We start from the raw sequence: 14,538 nt of genomic DNA, 5'->3' as shown, positions 1-14,538 counted from the left end.
GCCGCCTTTGCGCGGAATAATATTCAGATAAAGCTTAATTCAAAAACACTTCATCCATAAATACCCAACCAGGTTTGCCTTTGGCCGGATGCCAGGCAGGCACACTTTTAAGCGGTTTGGCTACCAGTTTGATGCAGGATACCTGCTGCGGAGATTTCAACTTGCATTCCAACGGAATCAACCCAAATTCGTCTGTTTTATTAGCGGGAGCAGTTTTGAGTAAGCTCAACAGTTTAAGGTGACTCTGATCTGTCCCTCCCCAAACCTCCACTTCGGCAGGTAAAAAAATCTGCGGACCGGTATTGCGCATCACATTCAAAGCAACCGAATGCAAATCGACAGGTTTGTTAAACCACATCATCACCGCCAGATCTTTTTGCGAAGCAATCCATTTGCCGTTACCAAAGTTGCCTCCGCCAAGTTCTTTATCAATAATGGTTTTAGCGCCATCGCCTTTGTACTTATCATCCGGATTTTGAACAAAGTTGATAATATCGGGCGTATACGCACATTTATAGATGTTAAACTGTACGGTATCGCTGCCACGCCATCCGGCTTTAAAAGCCCGTGCTTTTATTACCGCGCTTTGCGTAAATACAATGCCTGGTTTATAGGTTGCGGCGTGAATGCTATCGGGCACACTGCCGTCTGTTGTATAACGAATCTCTGCGCCTTTAATGGGATTAGTTAACTGCAAATTATACTGCTGTTTAAAAATAATCGCGGCATCTTTTAACTGCGGACTGGTAAGCTTCATCACCCGGCCATCATCTTTAAAACCTGTTAGCAACCTTAGTTTGGGGTTTTGTTTTTGGAGAGATTTGATATCCTGAGGATTTAACCCCGTATCCCATATGGCCAGCTCAGCTAAGTTTTTCAACGCAGCAATTTGTTTAATGTCATCACTACCCAATTTAACACCGGCGATTGACAGGCTTTTGAGATATTTCAATCCGGACAAGTCTTTTAAACCACCACCAGTTATATCACTAAAATTAAGAATCAACTTACGCAGGTTTTCAAATTTGGCGATGATTTTCAAATCAACATCTTTTACAGGCATTTTGTTCAGATCGAGCGATACCACCTGCTTTTTTATCGGGCTTAACTCGTCCAGAACTTTGCCGCTGTAAGTGGTTTTATTGTAGATATTTACCGCCAGCGCAGGCGAACCGCTGGCCAGGGGATAAACCGAACGGTAATTGTTATTAAGTTTTTGAATATCCTTTTCATTGGCCGCCGAAAAATCATAAACATCTTCGGTTGCTTCGGCATGCTTTAAAAAGGTAGCAGCTATTGTACGTAACGAATCGTTGCCGGGCAAATCAATCACTTTTTTACCAAACTTCGCTTTGCCTTTTATCCACAGGTAAAGCAGCAGTTTTTCATTGTCGCTCAACTGCATTTTGCCGGTGGGAGGCATATGTTTCTTTTCTGTTTCGGGGAGGTGAACGCGTTGCATCAGCAAACTCATGGCCGGATTGCCGGCTATAAATAGCTTACCGCTTTTGCCGCCTTTCATTACCGAGGCCGAATCGGTAAGCATTAAGCCACCCTTCATTTTATCGGCACTATGGCAGCTTTGACATTTTACCTCAAATATGGGTTTAATCACATCGTTATAAACCAAAGCTTCATCTATCGGCACAGTATTAGCGCCTTTATCCATTACGGGGCCTAAAACAAAATCCTGCCCGTGGGTAAGGTTGCCGCCAAGGTGACCTGCTATCAATAAGCAAAGCACCGTTATAACCGCCCCGGCTTTGGCAAAAGTGATGGTATATTTTGATGTATTGCGGATAAGATAAACAGCGTAGCCCACAAAAGCCACGCTCACTCCAAACCATTTATGCCATTGCAGGGTATCGCCCTCGTAACCCGGCTCGCGCGAGAGGAATAGCCCCATGATCACCGTTATTGACGAGAGCAAGGCACCCAGAACCAATAAGTAATTGGTAAAAGTTTGATACAGCTTTTCGGCAGCAAATTCCGGCCTGAAACGGAAAAACTCCATCACCATGGCCAGCATCAGTATTACAATGGGGAAGTGCAAAATAAGCGGGTGCATACGGCCAACCGGTTGTAACCAACGGGGTACAACTAAGCTATCGCCTGCAATAAGCAGCACTACAATAAAAATATTAAGGGCAAACAATGCCCCTTCGGCAAAACCTTTATGGCTGCTTTTCATATTTACCCGCTACTCGTTTTAATTAAACCCTGGTAAATTTATAAGGATACACCTTGCCCGATGCCCATTGCGCCACGTACAGGTTCTCGTCATTATCCACACAAACATCATGCGGGTTCAGGAAGATCTTTTCGGCCTGGGCCATTGGCTGCAGTACGCCATCGGTATACACAGGCTCGGTGCCGCCAAGGTTGGATACCACTTTATTATTTTTATCAAGTATGGTGGTAAAGCCGGTATTTTCGCTGTTGAGGTTAGGCGAACGGAGTACGGCCGCATATAAATGATCGCCTTTTATTACCGGGCGGCAAACGCAGGCTCCGGGCAACCTAATCACCTCCTGTAATTTACCATCCATACTGAAGCGTTTAAAGCAGTTGCGGGTACGGTCGGTTACCAGCAGGGTGGGGGTGTCGTAACGCCTGTCTATCACAATGCCGTGGGCGTTATCCAAATGCTCGTCGCCTTCTCCTTTACCACCAAAAAAACCTTTCAGCTTACCATCTTTATCGTAGTGGGTAACGTATTGTGCACCGTAGCCATCGGCTATGAAAATATCGCCGTTGCTATCTATGGTAGTTTCGGTAGGTACAAACTCTTCGGCTTTTTTGTACACTCCTGTTTCTAAAGGCACATCAATGGTCATCAAAATACGGCCATCCAGCGTAGTTTTGTAAACCTGGTGTTTTACAGTATCGGTAATGAACAAAAACTCGATGCCGTTTTCATTAAACAGGGTTAAGCCATGTGCGCCCGGAAAATCATGCCCCCAGGTGCTTAACAGCCTGCCCGATTTATTGTAGATAAGCACGTTGTTCTTTGTCTCGTTGGTGAGCAGTAAAATTCGCCCTTTCTTGTCCTGCACCATCTCGTGGCAATCGTTCACGGGGTTTTTCTGCGAATCGGCCTTGCTCCAGTTTTTATCCATGCGGTAGCGCATATTGCCGTGGCCGTAAATTGGTCCGTTATCTTTTGCTAACATGTCCTTAGCTATAAAAAAGCCTGCTGATAAAACTGATGTGTGCCTGATAAATTCTCTTCTTTCCATACCGTTGATTTTTATGATTGCGTTGATTTCGCTGATTTTTTTTTTGATTACACCGATATTGGGTGATTTTAATGATTACACCTATTTTTTGATTGCTTATCCGGCCCGTCATTGCGAGGCACGAAGCAATCGCGAACTTTACAGGGCAGATTTGCATGGTCGCTTTGCCTCCGTGCGATTGCTTCGTACCTCGCAATGACGGGTTGGCTAAAGCGAGTGGGAGGTTTACGTTATTATTCCCTTCACCACATTCCCTGCCACATCCGTTAGCCTGTACCGCCTGCCCTGGCTTTTAAATGTTAATTTTTTATGGTCGATACCTAACTGGTTTAAAATGGTGGCGTGAAAATCATGCACATGTACCGGGTCTTTCACTATGTTGTAGCCAAACTCATCTGTTTCGCCGTATACGATGCCGGGTTTAATGCCGCCGCCAGCCATCCAGATGCTGAAACAGCGTGGGTGATGGTCGCGGCCGTAGTTGGCTTTTTCCAGTTTGCCCTGGCTGTAATTGGTCCGGCCAAATTCGCCGCCCCATATTACCAGTGTTTCATCCAGCAGGCCGCGTTGTTTAAGGTCGGTTACCAGGGCTGCCGATGCCTGGTCAACATCTTTAGCCTGGCCGGCCATTTCCTGTGGCAGGTTGCTGTGTTGGTCCCAACCCTGGTGATAGAGCTGCACAAAACGCACCCCATTTTCGGATAGCTTGCGTGCCAGCAGGCAGTTGGCTGCGTAAGTGCCCGGAATGAGGCATTCCGGACCATACATTTTCACAATATCATCCGGCTCCTTGCTTACATCCATAATCTCGGGTACGGCGGTTTGCATGCGGTAGGCCATTTCGTATTGCTGTACCTTGGTGTTTATTTCGGGGTCGCCAAACTCCTTGTAGTTCATATCATTCAGTTCGGCCAGCTTATCCAGCATTTTGCGGCGTTCGTGGCGGTTTAGGCCTTCGGGATCTTTCAGGTAAAGAATCGGATCTTCGCCGCTGCTGAATTGTACGCCCTGGTGAATGGAATCGAGGAAACCATTGCTCCATAGTTTGGAGTAAACGCCCTGCCCGTTCCCTTTTCCTTTTGACAGCAGAACGGTAAATGCAGGCAGGTTTTTATTTTCGCTGCCAAGGCCATAACTTACCCACGAACCCATGCTTGGCCGGTTACCTTGCTGCGCCCCGGTTTGAAAAAAGGTAAGCGCCGGATCGTGGTTAATGGCATCGGTATTGAGCGATTTGATAATGCAGATATCATCGGCAATTTTACCGATGTGCGGAAACATATCGCTGATCCAGGCCCGCGATTCGCCGTATTGCTTAAAATCATAAAACGAACCCACCAGCGGGAATGAAGCCTGTTTGGCCGTCATCCCTGTAAGGATCTGGTTACCACGTACAGATGGCGGCAATTCCTGCCCCATCATTTCGCGCAGTTTGGGTTTATAATCAAACGATTCGAGTTGCGATGGTGCCCCATCCTGAAAAAGGTAGATCACCCGTTTGGCCTTGGGCGCAAAGTTGGGTATGCCGGGAATAAAATCGGCTTCTGCTTCATCGCCCTTGCCGCTAAACAGATCGGGGATGAGCAATGATCCCAGCGCAACGCTGCCTATCCCAAGACTAAGCCTTGAAAGAAACCTGCGACGATTTATGTTGAGCCTGTTCTCTAAAAAATCTTTTTCCATGTTGCTCAGGTTTTGGTGATGGCTTCTTCCAGGTTATACATGGTATCCACGGTTTTCATCATCGCCGCCAGTGTTATTTTATCCAGGTTAACCGGTACCGGGTACTCGCCAACGGCAAGCAGCTTTTCGGCTTCGGAATTTTTCATACTTTTTAACTCATCGTTATAGTACGATGTTAAAATAGCCAGTTCTTTTTGCTGCGGGTGCCGGCTTAAAATCAACCGGAACGCTTTGGTTATTTTTTCTGTTGATGTGCTTTTATCCTGCAATAACTTCGCTGCCAAAACCCGTGCACCCTCCAATACTGTCGGATCGTTCAGCATAACCAAAGCCTGCAAAGGCGTATTGGTGCGCAGGCGTTTTACCTCGCACTGATCGCGGTTACTGGCATCAAAAATCCCTAATGATGCGGGTGGAACAGTACGTTTAATGAGTGTGTACATACCCCTTCGATACAGGTTTGGCCCATGCACCTGCTTGTAATTGGCCAAAAGCCCCCTGCCCGATGTTGCGTTTTCCCAAAGGCCGGGCGGTTGGTAGGGGTTTACGCTTGGCCCGCCGATGGTTGGGTTAAGCAGGCCGCTGCTGGCTAACACCAAATCCCGTACAAACTCGGCCGGAAGCCTGCCGCGCGGGCCGCGGGCCAGGAATGTATTGTCCGGATCATCCTTTAGCTTCTCAGGCGTTACCACTGCCGATTGCCGGTAAGTAGCCGACATCACAATTTGTTTCACCAGGCGTTTAATATTCCAGCCATGATCGCGAAAATCAACCGCCAGCCAGTCCAGCAGTTCGGGATGCGATGGCAAATCGCCCTGCATGCCAAAATCGCCCGAACTTTTTACTATGCCCTTGCCAAAAAACTCCTGCCATAGCTGGTTTACAAACACGCGGGCGGTAAGCGGATTGTTTTTATTGAAAAGCCATTCAGATAAACCCAAGCGGTTTTTGGGATAGTTACCGGTGAACGGCAGTATCGATTTTGGCGTACCGGCCTGCACCTCGTCGCCATGGGCATCGTAATTTCCCCGTTTAAGGATATAGGTTGGCCGCACCTTGTCGCTATCTGTCATGATGGATACGATAAGCTTGCCGGTGTCCTGCTTGTTTACAAACTTCAGTATCTTTTTAACATCCTCATTGCTGATCTGCATCATGGGGTTTTTGGCATAAGTTTCGGGGCCTCCCACGGTTGATTGCAGGCCAACCTCTTTCACATTATTAAAAAAAGCATAAACCTGGTAGTATTCTTTCTGCGAAAACGGATCGTATTTATGGTCGTGGCAATGGGCGCACTCCAGTGTAATGCCCAGCATGGCCTTGCCAAAGGTATTGGTGCGGTCGGTTACGTAGCTTACCCGGTATTCTTCATCAATAACGCCACCCTCTTCGGTTATTTTATGGTTGCGGTTAAAACCGGTTGCCAGCAATTGTTCTTTGGTGGCATTGGGCAACTGATCGCCGGCCAGCTGCCAGGTAATAAATTTATCGTAAGGCAGGTTTTCGTTATAGGCATGAATCACCCAATCGCGCCAGGGCCATTGCGTACGGTAGTTATCATCCTGGTACCCGTGCGAATCGGCGTAGCGGGCAACATCCAGCCAGTGCAGGGCCATTTTTTCGCCGTACTGGGGTTTGGCCATTAGCTTATCCACCATTTTTTCGTAGGCGTTGGGGCTTTTATCGGCCAAAAACTCGTCCATCAAAGCTATTGATGGCGGCAGCCCGGTTAAATCGAGCGAAATGCGTTTCAGCAGGCGTTCTTTATCCGCTTCCGGATTGGGCTCCAGGCCGGCCTGTTCCATTTTTTGCAATACAAAATTGTCGATAGGATTTTTAACCCATCCGGTATTCTTCACCTGCGGAACGGGGTAATTGCGCGGAGCCACAAAAGCCCAGTGTTTTTCATACCTGGCGCCTTGTTTTATCCATTTTTGGATAAGAGATACTTCATAAGGAGATAACCTTTTCAGGTTTGACGAGGCAGGCGGCATTTGCTCGGTGGTATCTTTGGTAGAAATGCGGCGGTAAACCTCAGAAGCTAAAGGATCGCCGGGTACCAAAGCATGAGATGATGGGTTATCCTTTAAAGCCCCGTAAGCACTTTCGGCAATATCCAGCCTTAAATCGGCCTCCCGATGACCTGCGTCCGGCCCATGGCATTTAAAGCATTTATCCGAAAGGATAGGACGGATATTAAAGTTATAGCTGATGGTATCCGGAAGCTGTTCGCTGCTTTCACCGCCACCCGAATGGCAGGAATAAAGCGTATACAGCATGCTTACGGCTATCAAAAGCCACACATAATACAATTGCCGGAACATGGTTTTATTATTGGTTTACTGTTTAAAGTTATACAATTTAAACTACAATTTGCAAATACATAGTTGTGTTTAAAATGGATTTACCGGCCCAATATACAATCAAAACGGCAATGTATATACATTTTGTATGAATGTTTTTACATTGATGTTTTTTTTTGTTGGGATTACACCGATTAAGGATTTGATTACACCGATTTTGATAGTTGTTGATTTTTGATTGGGTTGATTTTTTTGTTTTGTATCGGCCCGGGGGGATTGGCAGGATACTTTTACGCTTCTATCCGTAATACAAGCCATGCGCCCTGTTAAAGTTAAGCAAACATCATTATTGTATTAACTTATTTGTTTGGCTTGGCACATATATCCCTGCCCGATACTTTTAGTCCAAAACAAGCTTATGAAAATTCCTGCCCGTTATTTCACAGTCCTTATCTTTTTGCTCGCCGGTTTTATCACCCACGCCCAAAACTCTTCCAAACAATTTAACGGCGGCAAGCGGGTGGTGATCATTATGATGGATGGCTTTGGCATGAGTTATTTTAACAATGCGCCTATGCCCTGGTTAAAAGGAATGCTGGCTCAAAAAAACTTTGTTAAACCGGTAGATGCTTTGATGCCTACCGTTACCAATGCCAATAACACTTCCATTTGCACCGGTACTTTCCCCGAGGTTAATGGCATTAGCGGCAATTTCTTTTTGAACGATAAAGGGCAGGAAGAATATATGGAAGATAAAAGCCTGGTGCTTGCCCCAACTATTTTTGAAAAGCTGAAAGCTGACGGTATCAAATCGGCATTGATCTCAAGTAAAAAGAAAAGCACCACCCTGCTTTGCCGCGGAACCGATATTGTGGTATCGCCCGAAACTGCGGATAGTTCATGGATCAACAAAATAGGTACCCCGCCCACTATTTACAGCAGGGAGGTAAACTACTGGTCGATGAAAGCCGGGATTTACCTGCTTAAAAATCGCCCGGATATCAGGTGCCTGTATATCCATACCACTGATTACCCCATGCATACCTGGGCACCAACAGATAGCAACTCCGTCCAACACCTGCAAAATATTGACGCCCTGCTGAAACAGATTAATGAAGCGGCCCCCGATGCCACCATCCTCATCACGGCCGATCATGATGTAAACCATAAAAGCCGCTGCATCGATTTGCAAAAGATGTTATTGCAGCAACAGGTAAAAATTAAACTGGCCCTGAGCCCCGAAAAGGATAAGTACGTAAAACATCACCGCGGCTTTGGCGGTGCAGCTTATGTTTATTTAAATGATGCCTCCGATGAGCCCTCGGTAATCAAAGCTCTCAAAAAAATTAATGGTGTTGAAAACGTGCTTACCCGCGCGCAGGCTGCTGCCAAATATCACCTGCCGCCAAACCGCATTGGCGACCTGGTAGTACTCGGCGACCCGACCACCGTTTTTGGCGACCTGGAAAACCAGCCCGAAGAAGATTTGCCTGCAACCTACCGCAGCCACGGCTCGGCATACGAGTTAAAAGTGCCGGTTATTATTTTAAATGCCGGTAAAATGCCCACGCCGTCGTACTTCAAAAACAATAAGGATCTGGCCATTTGGCTGGCCGATAAAAAATACTGGTAGTTCAATTATTCAATAACGGGCAGGCATTTTAATAATAGCCATATATGATATACAACAAAGCCGGTTAAACAAATTGCTTAACCGGCTTTGCATCTATTTGCAGTATCCTTAAACTTTCTTAACTGTTTCCATCAGCACCGGAATTTTTGGCACTTTATCATAAGCCTGGAACAGCTTACCATACTTGTCATAAATAGCTATGTAAGGTGTGGTTTGCACATGATAAAATTTTTGAACCAGGTAAGTATAACCTTCAGTACCAATGGTAATATTATGATACTTAGCCAGGTCAAAATCGCGCTGAAAAGTTTGGATGCCTTTTAACATCGGCATAAACGTGATCATCACAATCTGCACATTCTTCAACTTAGGCAGTTCAGGCTTCAAATCGTACATCAGGTGTTGGCAGTGGCTGCAATCGGGCGAAAAATAAATCACCATTACCGGCTTATTTTTCTTGAGATTGGCAGGCGTAGCGTAAACACTATCGGTAGTGAGGATGTGATATGGCGGAAGGCTTGAGTTTGCAGGAGGAGTTTGTGCCTGGCTGCAACCTGCGGCTACAATAAGGCAAAGCAGTAAATACAGTTTTTTCATTATTTTAATACACAATTAATAAGCATAGTTACAATATTTTTAGCTTTCAAGCAATTCAATTTGCCAGGCAACATGCTCTTCGCTTACAGGGAATAACGCATTTTCACGCACGGTATGATACACGGCATCAAATATTCCGTTGTAATTACCTTTTGGTGCTTCAATCCATTCGATGGTTTTCTGCCCGTCGGCTCCCATTAGCACCAGTTTGCCGTCGCTGCCTTCGGGCTCAATGCCAAAGCCATCGTCGGTGGGCATCATATCGGCATCAAGTTGGGCTTCCTGCACATCGGTACGCATTTTAACAAAGCTGCCCAGGGTGCCGTGTACAACAAAACCATAAGTATGCTCGGCAATAAGCAGGCCCGAAGTTAGGTATACATTAAGTTGGTTTGGATATTTAAGGTGGATATGAAAATAATCATCCACCTGCGAATCGGGGCGATAGGCGGCCGTCGTTTTTTCATAGCTCAGCGGCCTGCCAAAAATGCTGATGGCATTATCAACCAGGTGTGCACCCAAATCGTAAGTTAACCCATTGCCCGGAACGCCCGCCGTTTCCTTAAATTTTTTGGCGCCAATGGCCATACGGTATCTATCCAGGCGGAAATGAACTTCCATCAACTCGCCCAAACGTCCGCTTTCTATCACTTCTTTTACTGATAAAAAACCGCTGTCATAACGGCGGTTTTGATATACCATCACTTTCAGATCAAGCTTCCGGCCCAAATCATAAAGTGCTTTTACTTCGCTTACGGTAACGGCCGCCGGTTTTTCAATAAATACGTGTTTGCCCGCATTAAGTGCCTGCACGGCATAATCAAAATGGGTATTGTTGGGGGTGTTTACAATAATGAGTTCTATCTCATCGTCATTCAGTAATTCATCAACCGTATCGTAGCTTATCACATCCGGATACTTTTTACCCGCCTTTTTTTCGTGGCGTTCAACCACCGCTTTAAATGTAAAACCGGGATTGGTAGTTAAAAAAGGGGCATGAAAAATCCTGCCCGACATTCCGTAGGCCATCAGGCCGGTTACTATTGGTTTCGACATTGCGTTTTTATAGGTTAAATATTATTATCTCACATCCCACAGGCCATATCATCCATCCCAATGGGCGAACCATCGGGCATATTGAGCGGTGCAGCAGGTTTAAATTTATCCGGGTTACCTTCAAACAGTTTTATCTGGCTTAACCCAAATAACAGGTTGGCTTTTGTTGCTCCGGTTGCGGTAGCAGAAGCTTTCTGTATCCATGCTTTCAAATCTATTATTTGCAGCAAGGCTATTCCGCGCACACTTTCAGCAGCCGAGCCATCAGCGGCTAAAGTTAGCAATTGTTTAAGGGTTAAATTGTTTACCAGCCTTTGCAATTCGCCTTTGTATCCGCTTTGTTGCGGGGCCTGCCAGGTAAGGGCTATCAGCTTATTTAGCACCGGCAGCAAGCCGGGCTGGGTATTATCCCTCGAATTATACTCAACCAAACGGGCCGCGCGGGCTGGCTGCAGCATAAAGCTCAAAGTAGCGCCCGCAGCAGATTCGGCAGCAGCCATCGGGTCGAACGTTAAGCCGGTGTGCGATTTAAATGTTTCCTGGGTGCGAGGGTAACCTACCGGCCTTGGCGGTATTTTTTCTATCAGTTTTTCGGGCAGGGCCAGTGCGTCGGGACTAAGAGTGCCCATCAGTGCATTAAACGCTTTCCACTGCTCGGCCGGCGGTACAAATCGGGTTACCGTTTGTCCGTCATTTTTTAATGCATACGTATAATAAAGGCCGCCCAGCATTTTACTTGCCGCTTCGGCCTGGTAGCGGTGGATGAGGTACATCGGCACCAAAACCTCTTCAATAGTAGCCATCGGCGCATCCTGCCTGATCGCTTTTTCCGAAAAATTATCGATCACCTGTTTCCTCAGCACCATCAAACGGTTTAGTTCATCCGCTGCGTTATTGCCGCTATCCCATAAGTGAGCCTGCGGATGAGCACTGCCTGCAGGGCGCGCGTCCTCATCACTGATGTATTGAAAACCCTGCTTCAGGGTTTCGTTCATAATTTCCTTCAAGGCCTTATCCTCATCAATACCCGGCGCAAAATCCTGGTAGCCGTATAAAATGGCGCGTTTGTCCCAGCCGCCTATTTCGGTTTTGTAGGCATCCGTTAAATCAATGGTACCATCGGCTTTCAGGCTGATCACCGGTGGCGGGTAATCCATTACCGATGCACGGTTGTTAACACTCGCTGTAAAATTGTGCAGTAAGCCAAGCGTGTGCCCAACTTCGTGCGCGGCAAGCTGCCTTAAGCGGGCCAAAGCCAGTTTCAGCATTTTGTCGCTTACGGGCTTGCCATCTTCATAGGGCTGTACCAGGCCTTCGGCAATTAAAAAATCCTGCCTGTCGCGCAGCGAACCTAATGATACCTGGCCTTTAATAATCTCGCCCGTACGCGGATCGGCAATACTTTCGCCGTACGACCAGCCCCTGGTTGAGCGGTGCACCCATTGGATAATATTATAGCGGATATCCATCGGGTCGGCATCTTCCGGCAGTACCTCCACTTTAAAAGCATTTTTGTAACCGGCGGCTTCAAAAGCCCGGTTCCACCATGAAGCACCCTCAATAAGGGCGTTACGCACCAACTCCGGAGCACCTCTATCTACATAATAAACTATCGGCTTTACAGGTTCGCTCATGGCCGCTGTCGGATCTTTCTTTTGCAGGCGATGGCGCATCAGCAGGCGTTTAACTATGGGATCGCTGATGGGGGTGGCAAAATCCATGTACTCGGTATCGAAATATCCCGAACGGGGATCAAACTTGCGCGCCTTATAATTATCATCGGGTAATTGGATGAACGATTGATGCATGCGCACGGTAACTTTATCCGGATCGGGCGTAACAGAGCGGATTTCGCCGCCCCGGGCCTTACCGCTTAAAGTGATGATGGCTTCAAACTCCGAGTTTTGAGGGAAGTTTTTGGTATTGGGCAAATACACTGCCGAAGAGCTTTCATCGGCCTGGTAATTACCCTGCCCGCTATCGCTTAACTGATCGGCTATCTGCTGGCTGTCATGCAATAAAAATGGGGTAAGATCAATAAGTGTATGATCGCCGTTTTGGGCCATAGCTTTAAATCCAAATATCACCGATTGCGCAAAGGCCTCTTCTACCGATTTGCGCTCGTCGGCATTACTACTCACCGCCCTGAAGCTATAATTAGGCTGAATCAGCAATACCTTCGGTCCGCTTTTTATAAATCTTACTATGCGGCTGTTACCTATCTTTCCCCTGTCCAACCCCAGCACGTTCGAGCCTACACCGGCCGGCAAGGTGTTGAGGTATAAAAATTCCTTATCCAGCTTATCCACATCAAGGTAAATCTTGCCTTCGGCTTCATCCCAGTAAAAATCAAAGTAGCCGCTAAATTTTTTACAGTTTTTGGTTTTGGATGCGATGTCGTCGGTTTTTTGAGCCCTGGCGAAAGGTGCGTAAACCAACAAAAGCATTATAATAAGTAAGTTTTTTTTCATGAGGACGACGGGTTTTCTGGATTTTTAAAAATATTCAATTCCCGGCCGCCATCCAAGCTTAAAACAAAAAAGGACCGGCTGCTGTAGCAACCAGTCCTTTTCAGGCAAAGTTCAATCAATAGTTATTACTTCATGCCTTTCTGTATAGCCTCAATTTCGGCCAAATGGTGTTGTATGGTTGGCAAAGTTTTAGCTGCCCATGCTTTTAAATCGGCATCCTTGCAATTTTTTGACGCATCTTCAAACATCGATGCCACTTTTTTATGCCCGTCAACCATGGCGTCTACATAAGCCTTATCAAAATCGGCACCCGATTTTGCTGCCAGATCAGCTTTCTTTTTCTGATGTTCTTCATCCGGTGCTGTTGGCAGGGTGATGTTTTTGGTTTTTGCAAGGGCCATCAATTCGTCATTGGCTTTGCTGTGATCTGTAACCATCATTTTGGCAAAGTCTTTTACTTTGGCATTGGTAGCTTTTTCGCTGGCCAACTGGCCTATGGCAACCTCGGCCAAACCTGCGTTGGCTGCGCCGGTTGCAAATTTGGCATCATCGGCAGTCACGGCTATCCCGGTTTTTCCGGTTGTGGTGGTGTCTTTAACTTTATTGGCGCTGTCGGCAGTATCTGTGGTTGCCGCCGTTGTGGTATCGCCGCCGCCGCCTTTTGCGCCGCCATTACAGGCCTGAAACGATAAAGCCGCTAAGGCCATCATTGCAATTAAACTTAACTTTTTCATAGTAGGTGTTTTATGTTTTTATTTTTATAGTTAACATTTTACACTCAATTAAGTTTTATTTTCTTATTTGTAAACATTGGCTATAGAAACCTGCTCCTGATAGCTACGCTTATATTATGTTTTTAATAAACATTTAACAATTGTTTAAAAGCATCTTTCTATATTAAGGTATATTAAATAATACACAACCAAAATATATTATAACATGCTGATCGGGTCGTTGTTTTTAGGTCGGGTACACGAAGTGAACGGCCAATGGATAGAGACCAAATTTGTGGTTTTCGGAATTCCGCTGTTTCCAACAGGCTCCATGCTGGTAACCAAATCGGCCTGGCGAAGCCGCAATGGCTTTAATATTTCATTAAATAAGCAAAGCATTATTGCCGGTTACGCCCGCATGTTTTCGGTAATAACGGCAGCTATATTTTTTATATTATTTTTTTTGGACAGAGATGCCGGTTCATTGCTTCCCGGCTTTTGCTTTTTAGCCGTATGGGCCTATTTTTATTTTGTTTTTGGCAGCCCCGGTACCGCCGAGGCCGAAGACCGCAAGCGCATGGGCGACCTTACGGGCTTATACATTCTACCCGAATGGCTTAGCCCTGAAGATGCCTGGCGTATTTACGAGCGCCTTGAAAAAAAATACCGCAAAGAGTTTGATAATGCCGACTGGCTGCATGATTTGCAGCAAAACGAAATAGCGCCTGTAAAACTGCCTTTGTTGTATGCACTTTCACGCTTCAATTATTCTTTAAAAGCTACCGGGTGTAATTTGAAACTTTTTGAGAAGGCCAATAGGCTATATCTTTAATACCACAGTAA

At 46.2% G+C, this 14,538-nt stretch carries 10 protein-coding genes; 2 read left to right on the top strand and 8 right to left on the bottom strand.

From position 1 onward, the window contains the following. Nucleotides 1–34 precede the first annotated feature (34 nt). The 4 genes from HYN43_RS24650 to HYN43_RS24630 form a co-directional block, all read right to left on the bottom strand. Entirely contained in the window at nucleotides 35–2,191 is a 2,157-nt protein-coding gene (locus HYN43_RS24650; protein ID WP_119406557.1) for a c-type cytochrome domain-containing protein, read from the bottom strand. Between the two features lie 22 nt (nucleotides 2,192–2,213). Continuing rightward, nucleotides 2,214–3,239: an NHL repeat-containing protein gene (locus HYN43_RS24645; protein ID WP_119406556.1), complete on the bottom strand. Its 1,026-nt coding sequence runs from the start codon at nucleotides 3,237–3,239 to the stop codon at nucleotides 2,214–2,216. 225 nt (nucleotides 3,240–3,464) lie between these two features. Further along, nucleotides 3,465–4,922, bottom strand: coding sequence for a DUF1501 domain-containing protein (locus HYN43_RS24635; RefSeq protein WP_119406554.1), 1,458 nt, complete (start codon nucleotides 4,920–4,922; stop codon nucleotides 3,465–3,467). A gap of 5 nt (nucleotides 4,923–4,927) precedes the next feature. Then, a complete protein-coding gene (locus HYN43_RS24630) occupies nucleotides 4,928–7,246 on the bottom strand; it encodes a PSD1 and planctomycete cytochrome C domain-containing protein (protein ID WP_119406553.1) in 2,319 nt (772 codons plus the stop codon). Between the two features lie 397 nt (nucleotides 7,247–7,643). Here HYN43_RS24630 and HYN43_RS24620 point away from each other — a divergent pair, with 397 nt between their 5' ends. After that, on the top strand, nucleotides 7,644–8,858 hold the full coding sequence (locus HYN43_RS24620) for an alkaline phosphatase family protein (protein WP_119406551.1): 1,215 nt from the start codon (nucleotides 7,644–7,646) through the stop codon (nucleotides 8,856–8,858). A gap of 108 nt (nucleotides 8,859–8,966) precedes the next feature. Here HYN43_RS24620 and HYN43_RS24615 read toward each other — a convergent pair whose 3' ends face one another. The 4 genes from HYN43_RS24615 to HYN43_RS24600 all read right to left on the bottom strand — a co-directional run bounded on the left by HYN43_RS24615 (nucleotide 8,967) and on the right by HYN43_RS24600 (nucleotide 13,716). Beyond that, on the bottom strand, nucleotides 8,967–9,455 hold the full coding sequence (locus HYN43_RS24615; protein WP_119406550.1) for a TlpA family protein disulfide reductase: 489 nt from the start codon (nucleotides 9,453–9,455) through the stop codon (nucleotides 8,967–8,969). 39 nt (nucleotides 9,456–9,494) lie between these two features. Further along, nucleotides 9,495–10,511, bottom strand: a complete 1,017-nt coding sequence (locus HYN43_RS24610) for a Gfo/Idh/MocA family oxidoreductase (protein ID WP_119406549.1) — start codon at nucleotides 10,509–10,511, stop codon at nucleotides 9,495–9,497. A gap of 29 nt (nucleotides 10,512–10,540) precedes the next feature. After that, nucleotides 10,541–12,982, bottom strand: a complete 2,442-nt coding sequence (locus tag HYN43_RS24605; RefSeq protein ID WP_119406548.1) for a zinc-dependent metalloprotease — start codon at nucleotides 12,980–12,982, stop codon at nucleotides 10,541–10,543. A 125-nt stretch (nucleotides 12,983–13,107) separates the two neighbouring features. Then, nucleotides 13,108–13,716, bottom strand: a complete 609-nt coding sequence (locus HYN43_RS24600) for a DUF4142 domain-containing protein (RefSeq protein ID WP_119406547.1) — start codon at nucleotides 13,714–13,716, stop codon at nucleotides 13,108–13,110. Between the two features lie 205 nt (nucleotides 13,717–13,921). Between HYN43_RS24600 and HYN43_RS24595 the strand changes: the two genes are divergently transcribed. Beyond that, nucleotides 13,922–14,527, top strand: a complete 606-nt coding sequence (locus HYN43_RS24595) for a hypothetical protein (RefSeq protein WP_119406546.1) — start codon at nucleotides 13,922–13,924, stop codon at nucleotides 14,525–14,527. Nucleotides 14,528–14,538: the final 11 nt, after the last annotated feature.

Source organism: Mucilaginibacter celer (genome assembly GCF_003576455.2).
GTDB lineage: Bacteria > Bacteroidota > Bacteroidia > Sphingobacteriales > Sphingobacteriaceae > Mucilaginibacter > Mucilaginibacter celer.
The sequence above is the reverse complement of the archived record's forward strand: the minus strand, read 5'-3'. Positions and strand labels throughout refer to the sequence as shown.